The organism is Luteimonas chenhongjianii, assembly GCF_002327105.1.
Lineage (GTDB): Bacteria > Pseudomonadota > Gammaproteobacteria > Xanthomonadales > Xanthomonadaceae > Luteimonas > Luteimonas chenhongjianii.
Genome location: NZ_CP023406.1, coordinates 215,797 through 233,539, shown reverse-complemented (window position 1 = coordinate 233,539; position 17,743 = coordinate 215,797). Strand labels below are relative to the sequence as shown.

Here is a 17,743-nt window from a genome sequence, read left to right as displayed (position 1 = left end):
ACCGCCGGTCACGATCCGCCAGACCACAGGGAGACTCCACATGAAGACCTCGTCCCGCGTTGCCACCTGGCTCGTGGCGCTGTGCGGCCTCGTGCTGCTCGCCGGCTGCGCCACCGGCCCCCGTGTTACCACCGAAGCGGATCCGCGCGTCGACTTCTCGGTGTACCGCACCTGGTCGTTCTACACGCCGCTGGCGATCGAGAAGGAAGGCTACGAGACCCAGACCAGCGAGATCGCCAAGGCTGCGGTGCGCGCCGAGATGGAACGTCGCGGTTACATCTACAGCGAAACCAACCCGGACCTGTGGGTGAACATCAATGCCTATCTGGAACGCCGCACCGATGTCAGCAGCGTGCCGACGGTCGATTACGGGTACTACTACAGCTACCGTTATCGCGGTTACTTCGCGGTGCCGTACTGGAACGACCGCACCACCGTGTACCGCTACACCGAGGGCACGATGAACATCGATCTGGTCGACGCACGCCAGAAGCGACTGGTATGGGAAGGCGTGGCTGTGGGACGCGTCGCCAATCTCAGGCCCGACCAGCGCGCGCAGCAGATCAATTCGGCGATCGCGGAGATCTTCGCCAAATATCCGTACCGGGCCGGGACGCGCGCGCAGGCGATGTAAGCCTGGCGGGACGACGCGGACGAAAAAAAAAGCGGGCCGATCGGCCCGCTTTTTTCATGTCCCGGCAATCAGGGCGGAGCGCCGGGCGCCGCGGCAAGCCGTTGCAGCAAGCTGCGCCACGTCGCGCCGTCGCGCGTTGGATCGTATTCGCTGCCCAGCGCCATGATGCGCGCCCCGAGCGCGGCATCGTCCAGTCCATCGTCGAGCAGGGCCTGGGCTTCCCCGCGCGCGCGCGCCACCTGGTCGGGCGATTCGCTGCTCCGGTAATACGCGATCACCTCGTCCGCACTGCCGTGTTCGACTGCCCAGTCCTGGTGGAAATAGGCGGCGAAGAAATTCTCGAGCGTCGGATAGTCGCGCATGCGGGGCGTGGACTCGTCAGGGCTTGCTGGGATAGCCGGTCACGATTCTATAGCCGATATCCAGCTGGCTCGAACGCTCGAGCACCAGCCGTACCGAGAAGACGTCGACCGCGTGGGTGTCGCCGCGGCTCACCGAAATGCCGGTGCTGGCGTCGAACGTGGAGTCGATCACCAGTCGGTTGCCGCCGCTCCCTTCGACCCATGCATCGACGCGGGCCTGGTGGTCGGCAATCGTGGCCGACACGAAGCGCTCGGCCTCGGGCATATCGCGGAAGCTCGACGCTGCGCTGATGTTGTCGCGGCTCACCCGGTCGAGCAGCCATTGCTCGCTCTTGGCGACGTGGCGCTCGATCAGGTGGCCGCCGGCGTCTTCGTGGGCTTCGAGTCCGCCACCGGGCACGGCGCCGGCCCCGTCGGGGGCCTCGGGCCCCTGCACGCCCTCGAGCCAAGCATCGATGCGGGCCACCGTGGCCTCCAGCGCGTCGCGTTCGACCCTCGACAGCGACTGCCCGGGTACCGCGTCAAGCGCATCGCGAATCCCGCCGAGCACGGGCGCGAGCTCCTCGGCGAAGACCGGGCTGCGCTCGGCAAGCGTGACCGCGGCTTCGGTCTCGGCGAGGAAGCCTTCGAGGTCGCCGGCGTCGATCCGCTGGGCGATGTGCGTGTCCAGGGCGTCGCGCGAAAACGCGGCCAGGTCGCGGGCGGGTCCGGGTGCGAGGCCGGGCAACGCCGACCAGTGGTGCGCGCCGCTGTAGGGCAGGGCGGTTGTGTCCATCGCGGCTGGATGTCCTGTCACGGGAGGCCCGGACACTAGACGGCGCAGGTCGCCTGCACAGCCTCGGGCGGACCCGAGGGTCCAGAGGCATGCGTGACCTGTGTCACGCGCGTGTTTGCTGAATAAGGCCGCAAGCTGCGCTTCATTCAGTGTGTGTTGACTACTCTCGCTCGCCTGCCTGTTGGGTTATTGATGTCCGATCCGATGTTTTCCGACGCAGCGGCCCCCAACCGTCTGCGTGTGGGTGATGGCATCGTCGATCTCGCCACGCGTGAGATCCAGATGCCCGGGACGCGAAGTCCTCGACGCGTGACGCCGAAAGCCATCGGTGTCCTGCGGGCGCTCGCGCGCGTCCCCGGCGCGGTGGTCGGGCGGGGGAGCTGTTGGCCGAGGTCTGGCCCGATACGCTGCCGACGGACGACGTGTTGACCCAGGCCGTCACCCAACTGCGGAAGGCCTTCGGTGCCGGCACGGTCGGCGTTCAGGCCGGCAAGACCTACATCGAAACCATTGCGAAGGGCGGTTATCGCCTGACCGTCCCTGTGGAGGTGCTGGAGCAGGGGCCGGTTGCCGCGATGCCGTCGGAAGTCAGGACCACCGATCCGGCGTTCCAGGCCATCCACGCGCCGGCGCCCGCCGCACAGCCTGCGCCCCCGAGCCATCACAAGGGCCTGCGGCTGACGGCTCTTGCCACGCTGTTCGCGCTCGTCGCCGGGCTGGGCGTGTGGGCCGCCGTCCAGCTCACCCGCCTGCCGGACCACGTGGAGGTCGGCAGTGCCGGTCCGGCGCCGGTGAGCCGTCCCTACCGGCTCATCACCGATGCGGTGGGATTCGAGATGTCGCCCTCCCTATCGCCGGATGCCTCGATGGTCGCGTACGCGGGCTCGGGAATAGGCGAAGCGGCTTCGCGGTCTTCGATCTTCGTCCAGACCACGTCGACCGCAGCGCCGCGGCAATTGTCGCGCCCGCCTGCCGATGCGCAGGATGACCTGCCGGCCTGGTCGCCCGACGGCCGCGAGATCGCATTCGCCCGCCGGGAGGCGGGGGGCGCCTGTCGCGTGCTGCTGATCGCCGCCACCGGGGTTGGCGACGAGCGCGAGATCGCCCGTTGCGACGGCAGCGACATGCTCAGTTTCGACTGGCTTCCCGACGGCAGCGGCCTGCTGTTCGGTACGATGACCGGGGTCGCCGACGGGGGGCGGCTGCGGATCCTGGACGCGTCCACGGGACGCTGGCGCAATCTGGACTATCCCGGCGCCCCGGGGGACGTCGACTTCGCGCCGCAGATCTCCCCCGATGGCCAATGGATCGGTTTCATCCGAAACCCGCAGATGGGCGATCTGTGGCGGATTCCGGTGGCCGGCGGTACCCCGCAGCAGATCACGCGGCTGGGGGCGGAGATGCGCGGCTGGAGCTGGGCGCCCGACGGCGACGGCATGGTGTTCGGCCTGCGTGTGGACAGCGAGGCGCGCCTGTACCGGGTGAGCGTCGGATCGGGCCGGCTCGTTGACCTCGGGATCGAGGATGCGCAGTCGCCATCGGTCGCGACCCGCACGGGCCAGATGGCTTTCGTGCACCGGCGCCCGCAGTTCGGCCTGTATCGGATCGAGGCCGAGACCGGCGACTGGCAGCGCCTGTTCACTTCTTCGGGCCGCGATTCCCAGCCCACGCTGGCGCCCGACGGCGATCAACTGGTCTTTACCTCCGACCGGGCAGGCCGCTTCGAATTGTGGTGGGCGCGTCTCGACGATCCGGGCTCGCTGCGGCCGATCGAAGGCGTACGGCCCGATACGCGGCAGCCCCCGGCCTGGTCGGCGGACGGGCGCCGCCTGTTGTTGACCGCGCTCGACGAGGCGCATGCCCCGATGATTCTCGAGGTGGATCCGCGTCGCGGGCGCGTGGAACGGTTGGATGTGCCCAGCGAACGCCCCGCGCAGGCGATCTACGGCCCTGGGGATTCGATTCTGGTGATCGAGGAGATGGGGAACGGCGGGACCGCCCTGGTGGCCTATGAACGCACCTCCTGGCGGCCACTCGGCCGCATCGCGGACGTGTCGCAGGTCCGGCTGGACCTGGCGCGGGACCGTGTGCTGTACACCCGCCTCGACGCTAGCGGGCTGTGGTCGGCACCGCTTTCGCTGGACGCCGCCGACACGGTCCGGCTCAGCGATACCGTCCCTTCGCGCTGGCGCTATCGCAGCTGGACGGTGACCCAGACAGGACATCTCGCTTATCTGGATGCGACACCCTCATGCCGGACGCGGCTCCGGCATTTCCTGATCGAGGACGCCACGATGCGTGGCGACGAAGAGGTGTGCGTGGACTCCGTCATCTACAGCGCGACCAACGGGTTTTCGGTGGACAAGGACGCAGCGCTCATTGCGCTGGCCTCCGATGATGGCAGCGACATCGGCTTCATGACCCTGCCGCCTGCTCCTTACGAGCCGGACGCGTTCAGCAAGTGGCTGATTTCAATCAGGAAAAAGGCTTCGTAGTTTTTTCGGCAAGAATTCGCCTCGAATTCGGCAAAGCCTAGGCGCGACTTCGGGCAAGGCAGCAGGCCGGACGGCACAAAGGGTTCCCCCCATTCCCGTCCCAATTCCCATGTCGACCTGCCTGTGGGCCGCGCGCGGCCAGATGCTTCCGTTCGAAACCCTGAGCACACCTGCGCACTGCCTGGGCGTGGCACGCCTGGGCGGCATCCAGATGACCGCGCCCGTGTTCAATCTGTGGGTGCAGCTGCGCGGGCAGGGCTGGATCGAATCGCGCGAAGGGCGGTTCCGCATGCGCCGAGGCGACTGGATGGCATTCGAGAAAGAGTCCACGCCCCTGGTACAGAGCGACGCCCACGGGCTCTGTATCGGCATCGCGCTTGACGCCAGTGCGCTCGAAGCGCTGCAGGTGCTCAGCGACGGCAGCCTCTATGCGGGGCGTGGCCGGATGCCGGCACGCGAACTACGCTCCCTGCTGCGGCTGTGGCGCGAGGCCGCGCGATCCGGTGGCGAGGCGCTCGCGGTACGGCCTCTGTTGCTGCAGCTGGCGCACGTCCAGCGCGAGCTCGCCGCGCGCGTGCGCCGGTGCCCCGGCCGGTCGCGGAGCCGCAAGCGCCAGGTCTTCGGTCGCATGCAGCGCGCGCGTATGTATCTGGAAGGCAACGCGGACCGGGTGGTGCGCATCAGCGAGCTCGCCGACCTCACCAGCTTCTCCAGCTGGTACTTCTCCAAGGCCTTCCATGCGCTCTACGACGAGAGCCCGCAGCAGCTGTCGGTCCGCCTCCGGCTCGAGCGCGCAGGCCATCTGCTCAGGACCACGTCGATGATGGTCGGGGAGGTGGCTGCGGCCTCGGGCTTCGACAACTGCTGCAGCTTCGCGCGTGCCTTCAAGAACCACCACGGCGTCTCGGCCAGCCGCTACCGCAGCGAGACCCATCGCGGCGCGGCGGCATGAGCAAGGCTGTTATGCGCGCCGCTTAACATGGCGAGTGAACCGGATCTGGCTGTATAGGGATTTTTGCTCCAGGCGCCAGATTCGGCAAACGCAGGCGGCGATGGTGGCAAGGCGGTGCGGGTCTCTAGGGACGTAACGTGCGGATGGCGTTTTTAACGCGTCAGTAACGCTCACACTCTGGAGAGAGAACTTTGAAGAACCTTCGCACTCCCGCATTGCGGAAGGGCCTGCTGCCGGCCGCGATCATGGCCGCCGTCGTACCGGCGGTGAGCTTCGCCCAGGCGCAACCCGCGAGCGGCACCACTGAGCTCGACCGCATCCAGGTCACCGGCTCGCGCATCCGCGGCGTCGAAATCGAAAACCAGCAGCCGATCCTCACCGTGTCGCGTGAAGACATCGCGCGTTCGGGCCAGGCGACGGTCGCCGACCTGCTGCAGAACATCTCGTCGGCGGGTTCGCCGGCGATCTCGCGCGCCGACGCCCTGGCGTCGGGCGAGAACGTCGGTGGCTACTACATCGACATCCGCAACCTCGGTGCCAACCGTACCCTGGTGCTGATCAACGGCGTCCGTCTCGGTGCGACCACCGGCGGCTACCAGGACCTGAGCCAGATCCCGGTGTCGGCGATCGAGCGCATCGACATCCTCAAGGATGGCGCATCGGCGCTGTACGGCTCGGACGCGATCGCTGCCGTGGTGAACGTGATCACCCGTTCGCGCTTCGACGGTGCTGAGGCTTCGGTCCAGTACGGCCAGTACTCCGATGGCGACGGTGGCGAAACCATCTACTCGGCGACCTTCGGTACCACCAACGACCGCGGCGGCATCACGGTCTCGGCTGAGGTCATGGAGGGCGATCCGGTCTTCGCCGGCGATCGTTTCTTCAGCGCTTTCGGCGACGCCGGCCCCGACTATCCGGGCTCGGGCTTCAGCCCGGTCAGCCAGAACGGTTCGTGGTACGACGAGGCGACCGGAACGTGGCTGACGCTGCGCGAAGGCGGCAACCCCGCCAACCGTGGCGATTACGTGCCGCACACGGCCGAGTACAACGCCAACTCGAACCAGCAGATGATGGTGCAGACGGGTCTGGAACGTAAGTCGGTGTTCACAAACATCAACTACGACCTGACCGATCGCATCACCTTCAACAGCGACATCCTCTACAACAAGCGCACCACGGACCAGCAGATCGCCGGCTATCCGTATCAGTCGGCCGCGTTCGGCACCTTGCTTTCGGGCGACAGCGCGTTCAACCCGACCGGCGAAGACATCGACTTCCGTCGTCGTCTCTGGGAAGTGCCGCGCACCACCCGCAGCGAGCTGACCACGTTCCGTGTCGTTGCCGGCCTTACCGGCTACTTCGAAGTCAACGAGCGTCCGTGGGACTGGGGCGTCAGCTACGCCAACAACCGCAATGAAGTGACCAAGACCGGTCACGGCGACGCCAGCCTGCTGGCGACCGGCCCGGCCCTCGGCCCGTCGTTCATCGATGCCAATGGCGTTGCGCGTTGCGGCACCGTCGGCAGCGTGATCGCGGGCTGCACGCCCTGGAACCCGCTGCTGCCCGCGGGCGTTGCAGGTCCCGGCTCGCTGGGCAATGCGGACGTGCAGAACTTCCTGTTCCCGACCTACACCGACTCCGGTGAGACCAGCAGCAAGATCTACTCGGCCAACCTGAGCGGCGGCCTGTTCGAGCTGCCGGCCGGCGACCTCGGCTTCGCAGTGGGTATCGAGCGCCGCGAAGAGACGGGCCGCTTCGTGCCGGACGCGTTCAACCAGAGTGGCAACTCGACCGGCCTGCCGGCGACCACCACCCAGGGCGAGTACGACGTCAACGAAGCTTACCTGGAGCTCAATGTTCCGGTGCTGGCCGACATGGCCTTCGCCCAGGAACTGACCCTGAACTTCGCGTCGCGTTATTCGGACTACAGCAACTTCGGTAACACGACCAACTCCAAGGGCAGCTTCCTGTGGCGTCCAATCGACTCGCTCGCGGTGCGTGGCACCTGGGCGCAGGGCTTCCGTGCGCCTTCGATCGACAACCTCTACGGCGGCATCGGCGGCAGCTTCGAGAGCTACACCGACCCGTGCTCGGTCGGTGTCTCGGGTAGCGTTGCCGGCAATGCGGCCTGTACGGCGGCCGGCGTCTCGCCGACCTACGTGCAGCTGGGCCAGGGCCTGGTGCCCTGCACCTCGTGGCCGTGCCAGACCCCGGACCAGTTCATCTCGGGTTCGAACCCGGACCTCGGCCCGGAAGAGTCGATCAGCAAGACCGCCGGCATCGTCTGGAGCCCCGGTTTCGCCGAGGGTCTGACCCTGAGCCTGGACTGGTACAACTACAAGCTGTCGAACTACATCATCTCCGACAGCGTCAACCGCATCCTGCGTGACTGCTACGTGCTGGGCGATGCCAGCCGCTGCGACGGCGTCACGCGCGCCGCAGATGGTCACATCTCGGGCATGTTCTACGGCCTGACCAACCTCGGCGAGCTGGAAACGGAAGGCTGGGACTTCGGCGCGCGTTACCGCATGGCCGATACCGCGTTCGGCGGCTTCACGTTCGACTGGCAGACGAGCTACCTGTCGCAGTACGACTCGCTTGGCCAGAACTCGGCCGGCGAGAACGTGTTCATCGGCGGCGCCGGTGACCCGGGCCTGTTCCGCGTCCGTTCGACCCTCAGCACCAACTGGGAAGTCAACGACGAGTGGAACGTGACCTGGAACATGCGTTACTACTCCGGCATCAACGACGGCTGCGTCACCAACCGTCCGTGCTCGGATCCTGACCGCTACCAGCTCGGCGAAACCGCACCTCGCAACCGTCTGGGTTCGAACACGTTCCACAACCTGCAGGTGTCCTACAGCGCACCTTGGGACGGCACGATCTCGGTCGGCGTCGACAACGTGCTCGATCGCGAGGCTGCGATCATGTTCAGCGGCGGCAACGTGAGCACGGGCTTCCCGTACTACCCCGAGTTCGATATCGGCCGCTTCATGTACATGCGTTACACCCAGCGCTTCTGATCGGCTAACGATCGAAGCTCTTGAACCACGGCCCGCAAGGGCCGTGGTTTTTTTGTGTCTGGGGACAGGCGGCCGGGCGTTCCGACGACCTGTGCGCGGCGCGCCGTGCGCGGGTGTGGTTCGCGCTTGCCAAGCGCAGGCGCCGGGATAGTCGCGGTCGCCGCTGCGATCAGCCGTGCGACGTACGGGCACGCGGACGCTCGACCGCTCGCGGCGGCGCATCGTTCAATCCGGGGGCGGGGCTATCCAGTGCTGCGGAGCGGCGCGGGCCTGGCGTGGCCGGCGCGGGTCACTACCGCATGCGGGCGACCGCGGCTTGCGCGGTGCCCTGGGTGCAGGCCCGGCGGGTCAGGCCGTCTGCGGGTCGGTGAGGCCGAGCAGGCGGTCGGCGTGACCGCGCCAGCCGTCGAGTTTGTCGAGCACGCCGGTGCGCTGCAGGTAGTCCTCATGGACTGCCTCACCTTCGGCCAGGGCGGTGGCGACGTGCACGGCGCCGGTGACCCAGAAGCTGCGCGTACCGCTGCGCGCCGGACAACGCTGGAACGCGACCGCTTCGATGATCGGCATCGGCAGGCCCCACAGGCCCAGCAGATAGGCGCCGGCCTCGGTATGGCCCGGTGCATCGACGGGTTGGGTGTCGGGCGCAGCACGCTCGTCGCGGATGCCCGGCAGCAACAGGCCGATGTCGGCGAGCAGCGCCGCGGTCGCGCCGAGCTCCGCGCTCGACTCGGGCAGCATGCGCCGGGCGAGCTGCGAGGCGATCAGGGCGCGCTGCTGCATGCCGGCACGATCGAGGTCGGGACGGGCTCCGTGCGCGAATACCTCGCTGGCCAGCACGAGGTCGCGCATCGTGGCCATGCCCAGGCGGGTGACCGCCGCGCGCAGATCGGTGATGGCGCGCCCGGTCGAAAAATATGCGGAATTGCACAGCTGCAGCACCTTGGCTGCGATGGCGGGATCACCCGCGATCAGCTGTGCGATGTCGTTGGCGCTGGTGTCCTCGTCGGCTTCCAGTGCATGGGCCAGCGCCAGATAGGTCTGCGGCGGCGAGGGCAGCTTCTCGATCTGGCCGATGGATTCGCGCAGCGCCGGGTTGTCCAGCAGTTCCCGCAGTTCTTCCAGACTGCCGATCGCCTCGAGCAGCTGCGCCTCGCCCACCGGCAAGGGCAGGAACCGGTGCGCGAGCGAAAGCACGCGTGCGGCAGGCTGGCCGCCGATGACGGCGATACGCGAGGTTTCCGGGCGCAACGTGCGGATCTGTCCCAGCAGGGTCGCCACCGACATGTCGGGCAGCGTCGGCGCCACCACCAGGACATCCTGCGGGGCCTCCGCGATCAGGGAAATCGCGGTGGCGCCATCGCCAGCCCGCTTCACCTGCCAGCTGTCATCCATGTCCCCGACGAGGGCGACAAGCTCCGACGGCAGGCTGTCTTCGCCGCCTACAAACAGAATACGCACGATCTGGAATCCCCTGAACGCCGCGGCATGCACATCACGGCGCCGGCGTGAACCGATAGTAGCAAGCGCACCGCGCCGGAAGCCGGCGCGGTGTCTCGAAGTGTGACGATGGCTGCGCCCGATGCCTTATTCGGCGGCGTAGGCGGCGATCGCCTCGTTGAGCAATGCCTTGGCTTCCGCCGCATTGCCCCAGCCGCTGATCTTCACCCACTTGCCCTTCTCGAGATCCTTGTAGTGCTCGAAGAAGTGGCCGATGCGCTCGAGCCAGTGGGCCGAGACCTTGTCGAGATCGTCGACATGGGCATAACCGGCGAACACCTTCTCCACCGGCACGGCGAGGATCTTCTCGTCGCTGCCGGCCTCGTCGGTCATCTTCAGCACGCCCACCGGACGGCAGCGGATCACCGAGCCCGGGATCAGCGGCAGCGGCAGTACCACCAGCACGTCGGCCGGGTCGCCATCGCCACAGACGGTGTTGGGCACGTAGCCGTAATTGCAGGGGTAGCGCATCGGCGTGGACAGGATGCGGTCGACGAAGATCGCTCCGCTGTCCTTGTCGACCTCGTACTTGACCGGCTCGGCGTCCTTCGGGATTTCGATGATGACGTTGATTTCGTCCGGCGGATTCTTGCCGGTGGGGACGGAGTCCAGGCCCATTGTGTGTGTACTTCCAGTGGTCGGTGATTCGGCCATTTTACGGCCATCTGATGTTGCGACGCAGCGTCGGCCCGGATGGTTTCAGCAGAAACGGCGTACGCCGGCACGGACCAAGGGTACGCCCCAGTATGGTCGGGCCGTACTACAGCGTACATATGGTGCCGACTTCCGCTGACGCAGACCGCTTACGATGACCATGCTCGATTCGCTGTCCCCGACCGCCAACCCCTCGACCGCCCAGGGCTACTGGCAGAACCCGCTGGCGCCGAACGATCCGCACAACCATGGCGGCCCGGACGCCGGTGACGTGGGTCACGCACCGCACATCGAGGGACTGGCCGACGGGCCGCAGGTCTCGACGCTTGATGCTCCGGACCGCGCGCCAGACGGCGCGATCGGCATCGACGGCGGCAGCAGCAATACCGCCGAGCGAACCACCGGGCGCACGCCCGATGGCAAGCCGATCCAGATCGATCCGCTGCACAGCGATGGACAGGTCGACGTGGCCCGCGAGCGTACCGTCGCCCAGGGATATGTCAGTCGCGACCAGGTCGTCTTCACCACCGGCGCCGGCGACGATAACGTCGGGGTCACCCAGCGCGACGACGGCACGCTCGACGTATCGATCAACGGCGAAAGCTACGAGGTCCGCCTGACCGAAGGCCAGGAGCTGACGCTGCGCACGGGCGCCGGCAACGACACCATCCAGGTGGCGTCGAACGTCAAGGTCAATGTCATCGCCGATGCGGGCGCGGGCGACAACCAGCTCGACATCGCCGGCGATGGCGACAACCGCATCAGCAGCGGCGACGGCGACGACACCATCCGCGTGAGCGGCAGCGGCCGCAACGACATCCACACCACCGGCGGCACCAACGAGATCTTCGGCGGCAGTGGCGTCAATGTGATCTACGGCGGCGATGGCAGCGACACCATCCATGCCGGCAGCGGCACCAATTACATCGAAGGCGGCCGCGGCGACGACGTGATCCACGGCGGCGGCACCTTCGACATCCTCTCGGCCGGCAGTGGCGACGACGTCGTCAATGTCGGCGAGGGGCGGACGACCGTGTATGCGGGCGCTGGCGCAGACACGATCGGCGGCGCGCATGCGCAGACCACCGTCTATTCGCAGGCCAGCGACATCGTCAATGCGGCGATCGGCGCGCGGCCGACCGTGGTCAACGTCGAGATCGACAACACCGTCGGCGACCGCGGTGTCCGCGTGCAGGGGTCGGACGCGTTCGTGCAGCGCATGCAGTCGGAGCTGGATTTCCTCCGCGCCTCGCCGAACGGCCAGCAGATGATGGCCGAATTCGACAAGGCGGCCGAGGCGAAGGGCAACACAGTGACGATCCGCGAGCTGGCGAACGAGGACAACGGCTACGCCCAGACCTTCAGTAACGATGCCGACATCATCAACGGCCGTCCGGGCGCGGGCGGCGACGTGACCATCAGCTACAACCCGTCCTTCCACATGGACGCGTTCCCGGCGCCGTCGGTGGTCCTGTTCCATGAGATGTCGCATGCCTATAACGGCGTCAACGGCACCTTCCTGCAGGGCACGTATCGCGGCACCGGTCCCGACAGTGGCCGGGTGCCCAATGCGGAGCGACAGGCCGTGGGCCTTGAGACCAGTGCCACCCCCTACGACTTCGACGGTAGCGGGCCGCTGACGCACAACCCCATCCATCTGACCGAGAACGGCATCCGCCGCGAGCTGGGCATGCCCGACCGGCCGAGCTACGCGCTCTGACCGGCGGAGGTGAGGCAGGGGGCCGTCACGTGCGTGCGCGGCCCTGCCGGCGGGGCTGCTGATCGGGCGTCGTGAAAACGACTTCGGGTATGCCGCACCATGACTGTCCGTTCGCGCCCCGCGGATCTTCCATCACCTCCACGTCCACGCGTGTCTCTCCGGGTAGGCTTGGGCTGTGCCCTCGCCGCAGCCGGCCTGGCCTGCGTGCTGGTATCCCCGCCGGCGAATTCCAGCCCACCGCCCCGCCACCTGCCGAGGCCCGCAATGCCAGTGAGCGATATCGCCCGCGCCACGATCGAGGGAGAAGGTGTCGCTCTGGAGGTGGCGCTGAGCCGCGAGGGTCAGGGCGTCCGCGTGGACTACCGGATCCGCAATACCGGGGCGGTGCCGCTGCTCGTATTCGACCGCGGTGATCGCCACGCGGTGCTGACGCGGCGCCAGCTGTCGGGCGCCGTGGGCGTGCCCGCGCTGCGAGAAGACCCGGGCGGTCGGGCCACGCTCCTGCACGTCGCGCGCGCCCTGCCTGTGCCGCCGCCGACCGTGCCACCCACCCCGCTTGCGCGCCGCGTCGATCCGGGTACGCGCGTGGATGGCGGCTTCGGCTTCTCCGGCTGGCTGTCCGCGCGCCCCAGGCAGGTGCGGTGGTGCGTCGGCATCGGCGTGGCCGATGAGCAGCGGATGTTTTCACCCGACGCCACTGGCGAGGTCCAGGTGTGGCAGGCCGACTTCGGTTATGCCGACGACCAGCAGGTGTTGTGTACGCCGTGGTTCGACATGGAAAGCGGCACCTTCGAGGCATAACGGGCGCGACGGCTCACCATGTGATGTGCGCCTACGTGTTCGCGCGCCTCGCGTCAAAAGTGGACCTGATCGCAGCTCCGGCGCTTCACCTGTGCCCCTCTCCGGTGCGGGAGAGGGGCAACGATGCCGCGTGGGCCGCCTCCGTCAGAGCAGGGGCACGAGCAGGAGCGCGACGATATTGATGATCTTGATCAACGGATTGATCGCCGGGCCTGCGGTGTCCTTGTAGGGATCGCCGACGGTATCCCCGGTGACTGCGGCCTTGTGCGCTTCGCTGCCCTTGCCGCCGAAGTTTCCGTCCTCGATGTATTTCTTGGCGTTGTCCCAGGCGCCGCCGCCGGTGGTCATCGAGATCGCGACGAACAGTCCGGTCACGATCGTGCCGATCAGCAGTCCGCCCAGTGCGCGGATGCCGGCGCCGGGGCCCATCAGAGCGTTCATGCCGAGCGCGACCACGACCGGCACCAGGACCGGCAGCAGCGAGGGCACGATCATTTCCCTGATCGCCGAACGGGTCAGCATGTCCACCGCGCGGTCGTACTGGGGCTTGCCGCTGCCGTCCATGATTCCGGGGATCTCGCGGAACTGGCGTCGCACTTCCTCGACCACGGCAGCGGCCGCGCGGCCGACCGCCTCCATCGCCATCGCGCCGAACAGGTAGGGGATCAGTCCGCCGATGAACAGACCGATGATCACCGCCGGATCCGCAAGATCGAAGCGGAACTCGGTGCCCGGATATTTCGCTTCGAGGTTGTGGGTGAAGTCGGCGAACAGCACCAGCGCCGCCAGCGCCGCAGAGCCGATCGCGTAGCCCTTGGTCACCGCCTTGGTGGTGTTGCCGACCGCGTCGAGGGGATCGGTGATCGCGCGGATCTCCGGCGGCAGGTCGGCCATCTCGGCGATGCCGCCGGCGTTGTCGGTGATCGGGCCATAGGCATCGAGCGCGACGATCATGCCGGCCATCGACAGCATCGCCGTGGCTGCGATCGCGATGCCGTAGAGCCCGGCGAGCGAGAAGCACGCCCAGATCGCGAAGCACACGGCAATGACCGGCATTGCGGTCGATTTCATCGACACGCCAAGGCCGGCGATGATGTTGGTGCCATGCCCGGTCGTCGATGCCTGGGCGATGTGCCGCACCGGCGCGTACTGGGTGCCTGTGTAGTACTCGGTGATCCAGACGATCGCGCCGGTCAGGACCAGCCCGATCAGCGCGCACCAGTACAGATTGGTCGCACCGAAGCTGTTGTCGGCCATCAGCTGCGTGGTGATCGGCCAGAACAGCGCGGCCGCGATCACGCCGGAGACGATGACGCCCTTGTACAGCGCACCCATGATCGAGCCGCCTGTCTTCACCTTGACGAAGAAGGTGCCGACGATCGATGCGAGGATCGACGCGCCGCCCAGGACCAGCGGATACAGCACGCCGTTCGCGCCGACGGTCGGCGCCATCAGGAAGCCCAGCAGCATCGTCGCGATGACCGTGACGGCATAGGTTTCGAACAGGTCTGCGGCCATGCCCGCACAGTCACCGACGTTGTCGCCGACGTTGTCGGCGATCACCGCCGGGTTGCGCGGATCGTCTTCGGGAATGCCGGCCTCGACCTTGCCCACCAGGTCGGCGCCGACGTCCGCGCCCTTGGTGAAAATGCCGCCGCCAAGCCGCGCGAAGATCGAGATCAGCGAGCTGCCGAAGGCCAGGCCGACCAGCGCATGCAGTGCGGCCTCGCCGGCGATACCGAAACGGGGCAGCAGCATCCAGTAGCCGGCGACGCCGAGCAGCCCGAGGCCGACGACCAGCATGCCGGTGATCGCGCCACCGCGGAATGCGACATCCATCGCAGGGCCGATGCCGCGGCGCGCCGCCTCGGCCGTCCGCACGTTGGCGCGCACCGAGACATTCATGCCGATGTAGCCGGCGGCGCCCGACAGCACCGCGCCAAGCAGGAAACCAATGCCGGTCGCCCAGCCCAGAAAGATGCCGATCAATACGAACAACACCACACCAACGACCGCGATCGTCAGGTACTGCCGGTTGAGATAGGCACGCGCGCCTTCCTGGATCGCCCCGGCGATCTCCTGCATGCGTTGATTGCCGGCGGGTTGCCGGTTGATCCAGCCGGCGGAAACGACGCCGTAGAGAATCGCGATGGCGGCACAGACCAGTGCCAGCCACAGACCGTGTTGCTCAAGCATGGAAACCCCTCCCAGAGTCGGTATGCCAGGACCAAACAGCGGTGCAGCGGGTGGTGCGCGCCGACTATGGCACAGCCGTGTGGAGGCGGGCAGACGGGGCGTGCTGCAGTGTGTGGGTGTCGCATCCACCGGTCGGCCTTCCATACGATCTGCCGAGGATGGAAAGCATCCAGCGATGCAGCCATCATGGCGGGGCTGACGCTTCAAGGCGCGACGATGACCTCTGCAATTCTCGACTTTCTCTCCGGCAACCTGCTCCAGTCGGGCAGGACGGCCATGCGGAGCTGTCCGCTGCAGGGGCGCATGCCTGGAAAACCGCATGCTTCCATCACATCCCGATCGCGGGTCCGGCTACGCGCCGCTCGCGTTGCGTGCGCGCTATGCGCGCTCATCGTGACCACGACCGCAGGCGCGCAGGTCACGCGCACGTCCGAATACCGTGACGAGATGGATACCGACGGCGATGGGCGGGTTTCGCTCGCCGAGTACCAGGCGTGGATGCGCTACGGGTTCGACCGGATGGACCGTAACGGCGACGGCGTGCTGACGCCGGACGAGCTGCCCGGGGGCAAGGGCCGTCCGGTGGCGCTGGCCGGACACTTGGCAAAACTGGCGGCGACGTTCAATCGGCAGGACACCAACCGCGACGGCTATCTCGACGCGCGCGAGCTGGCCGCGCCACCGCAGAAGTAGGCGCGAATCTTCCGGCTGCAGGCGGACCGATGCGAGAGCGCTGATGGGCGCGCTCGTCGTCATCGCGTGCAAAACGCACGAATGCGTGCGCAGCGTTGTCGCGGCCGGCGCGTCCCCGGCGCCTCGGCGAGTCGCGCGAAACAGGATGCCTGAAAAGAGGAACGCCGACCCTTCCGGGCCGGCGTCCATCGGGGCGCACGGGAATCAGGTTCCCGTGCGGATGACCCCGCTTACTTCGTGATGTCGACGTCCTTCGTTTCGCGCAGGAAGATCGTACCGATCACCAGCGACATCAGTGCGATGCCGATCGGGTACCACAGGCCGTAGTAGATGTTGCCCGTGGCCGCGACCAGTGCGAACGAGATCGCCGGCAGGAAGCCGCCGAACCAGCCGTTGCCGATGTGATACGGCAGCGACATCGAGGTGTAGCGGATGCGTGTCGGGAACAGTTCGACCAGATACGCCGCGATCGGGCCGTAGACCATGGTCACGAAGATCACCAAGATCCACAGCAGGAAGATCGTCATCGGCATGTTGATCCGGTCCGTGTCCGCCTTCTCCGGATAACCCGCCGCATTGAGCGCGCCGCGCAGTTCGGTGCCGAAGCTGCCCTGCTGGGTCTTGAGCGCATCGCCAACCAGGCCTTCGGCCTCGTACGACGCGACGCTGTTGTTGCCCACCCGCACTTGGGCCAGCGAACCCACCGGCGCCGGCTCGACGTTGTACGGCACGCCGGCGCGTGCGAGCGCAGCGGTTGCCACGTCACAGGAGCTGGTGAACTTGCGCGTGCCCACCGGATCGAACTGGAAGCTGCAGGTGTTCGGGTCGGCCACGACCACGGCCGGCGAATTGGCGACAGCTTCTTCGATCGCCGGATTGGCGAAGTGGGTGATCCCCTTGAAGATCGGGAAGTAGGACACCGCCGCGATCAGACAGCCGGCCATGATGATCTTCTTGCGCCCGATCTTGTCCGACAGCCAGCCGAAGAAGAGGAAGAACGGCGTGCCGAGCAACAGGGCCGCTGCGATCAGCAGGTAGGACACCGTCAGATCGACCTTCAGCATGCTCTGCAGATAGAACAGGGCATAGAACTGGCCGGCGTACCACACGACGGCCTGGCCGGCGGTGGCGCCGAACAGCACCAGCAGCATCAGCTTCAGGTTGCCGCCCTTGACCGAATCACGGAACGGCTGCTTGGAGCCCTTGCCCTCGGCCTTCATCTGCTGGAACAGCGGCGATTCGGCCAGCTGCAGGCGGATCCATACCGACACGCCGAGCAGGACGATCGAACCCAGGAACGGAATGCGCCAGCCCCAGTCTTCGAACGCTTCGACACCGAGGAGCCAGCGGCACAGCAGGATCACGGCCAGCGACAGGAACAGGCCGAGCGTCGCCGTGGTCTGGATGAAGGCGGTATACAGGCCGCGCTTGCCCGGCGGCGCGTGTTCGGCGACGTAGGTGGCCGCGCCGCCGTACTCGCCGCCCATCGCCAGACCCTGGGCCAGACGCAGCACGATCAGCATGATGGGCGCCGCGATGCCGATCGTCGCGTAACTGGGCAACACGCCGACGAGGAAGGTCGACACGCCCATGATGATGATCGTGATCAGGAACGTGTACTTGCGGCCGATGCGATCGCCGAGGCTGCCGAAGAACGCCGCGCCGAACGGGCGTACGAAGAAGCCCGCCGCGAACGCGAGCAGCGTGAAGATCATGCCCGTCGTCGGGTTGACGCCACTGAAGAACTGGCGCGACAGGATGATCGCGAGCGAGCCGTACAGATAGAAGTCGTACCACTCGAAGACGGTGCCGAGACTGGACGCGAAGATGACCTTCTTGTGGCCCTTCGTCAGCGCGGGCTTGGGTGCCGGATTGGCGGTCGTGCTGGACATGGGAAGCTTCCCCTCCGAAGCGTTCGTGATGTGGTCGGGGGCCGGCGAG

General features: G+C 67.1%; 13 protein-coding genes. 7 read left to right on the top strand and 6 right to left on the bottom strand.

Annotated features, from left to right (window positions below; translation table 11 throughout):
* Positions 1 to 40 precede the first annotated feature (40 nt).
* Positions 41 to 634 carry a DUF4136 domain-containing protein gene (locus tag CNR27_RS01015; protein ID WP_096296535.1) on the top strand — a complete coding sequence of 198 codons (594 nt, stop codon included), beginning with the start codon at positions 41 to 43 and terminating at the stop codon, positions 632 to 634.
* 68 nt (positions 635 to 702) lie between these two features.
* Here the strand turns inward: CNR27_RS01015 and CNR27_RS01010 are convergent, their stop codons facing one another.
* Complete coding sequence (locus CNR27_RS01010) at positions 703 to 996, bottom strand: contact-dependent growth inhibition system immunity protein (protein WP_096296534.1); 294 nt, start codon at positions 994 to 996, stop codon at positions 703 to 705.
* Between the two features lie 16 nt (positions 997 to 1,012).
* Positions 1,013 to 1,771, bottom strand: coding sequence for an RNase A-like domain-containing protein (locus CNR27_RS15110; RefSeq protein ID WP_123832953.1), 759 nt, complete (start codon positions 1,769 to 1,771; stop codon positions 1,013 to 1,015).
* A gap of 383 nt (positions 1,772 to 2,154) precedes the next feature.
* On the opposite strand from CNR27_RS15110, the gene CNR27_RS01000 reads away from it, so the two are divergent.
* From CNR27_RS01000 to CNR27_RS00990, 3 genes are all read left to right on the top strand, one after another.
* Complete coding sequence (locus tag CNR27_RS01000) at positions 2,155 to 4,266, top strand: transcriptional regulator (protein ID WP_245815694.1); 2,112 nt, start codon at positions 2,155 to 2,157, stop codon at positions 4,264 to 4,266.
* Between the two features lie 109 nt (positions 4,267 to 4,375).
* Positions 4,376 to 5,218: a helix-turn-helix transcriptional regulator gene (locus CNR27_RS00995; RefSeq protein WP_096296533.1), complete on the top strand. Its 843-nt coding sequence runs from the start codon at positions 4,376 to 4,378 to the stop codon at positions 5,216 to 5,218.
* A gap of 245 nt (positions 5,219 to 5,463) precedes the next feature.
* Entirely contained in the window at positions 5,464 to 8,241 is a 2,778-nt protein-coding gene (locus tag CNR27_RS00990) for a TonB-dependent receptor plug domain-containing protein (protein ID WP_096300132.1), read from the top strand.
* Positions 8,242 to 8,589: 348 nt separating this feature from the next.
* On the opposite strand, the gene CNR27_RS00985 is transcribed toward CNR27_RS00990, so the two are convergent.
* Positions 8,590 to 9,699: an HDOD domain-containing protein gene (locus CNR27_RS00985; RefSeq protein ID WP_096300130.1), complete on the bottom strand. Its 1,110-nt coding sequence runs from the start codon at positions 9,697 to 9,699 to the stop codon at positions 8,590 to 8,592.
* 126 nt (positions 9,700 to 9,825) lie between these two features.
* A complete protein-coding gene (ppa, locus tag CNR27_RS00980; protein ID WP_096296532.1) occupies positions 9,826 to 10,356 on the bottom strand; it encodes an inorganic diphosphatase in 531 nt (176 codons plus the stop codon).
* A 190-nt stretch (positions 10,357 to 10,546) separates the two neighbouring features.
* On the opposite strand from ppa, the gene CNR27_RS00975 reads away from it, so the two are divergent.
* Positions 10,547 to 12,112 carry a M91 family zinc metallopeptidase gene (locus CNR27_RS00975; RefSeq protein ID WP_096296531.1) on the top strand — a complete coding sequence of 522 codons (1,566 nt, stop codon included), beginning with the start codon at positions 10,547 to 10,549 and terminating at the stop codon, positions 12,110 to 12,112.
* A 264-nt stretch (positions 12,113 to 12,376) separates the two neighbouring features.
* On the top strand, positions 12,377 to 12,913 hold the full coding sequence (locus CNR27_RS00970) for a hypothetical protein (protein ID WP_096296530.1): 537 nt from the start codon (positions 12,377 to 12,379) through the stop codon (positions 12,911 to 12,913).
* 144 nt (positions 12,914 to 13,057) lie between these two features.
* Here the strand turns inward: CNR27_RS00970 and CNR27_RS00965 are convergent, their stop codons facing one another.
* Entirely contained in the window at positions 13,058 to 15,109 is a 2,052-nt protein-coding gene (locus CNR27_RS00965) for a sodium-translocating pyrophosphatase (protein WP_096296529.1), read from the bottom strand.
* Positions 15,110 to 15,412: 303 nt separating this feature from the next.
* Here CNR27_RS00965 and CNR27_RS00960 point away from each other — a divergent pair, with 303 nt between their 5' ends.
* Positions 15,413 to 15,802, top strand: coding sequence for an EF-hand domain-containing protein (locus CNR27_RS00960; RefSeq protein WP_123832973.1), 390 nt, complete (start codon positions 15,413 to 15,415; stop codon positions 15,800 to 15,802).
* A gap of 230 nt (positions 15,803 to 16,032) precedes the next feature.
* Here CNR27_RS00960 and CNR27_RS00955 read toward each other — a convergent pair whose 3' ends face one another.
* Positions 16,033 to 17,694, bottom strand: coding sequence for an MFS transporter (locus tag CNR27_RS00955; RefSeq protein ID WP_096296528.1), 1,662 nt, complete (start codon positions 17,692 to 17,694; stop codon positions 16,033 to 16,035).
* Positions 17,695 to 17,743: the final 49 nt, after the last annotated feature.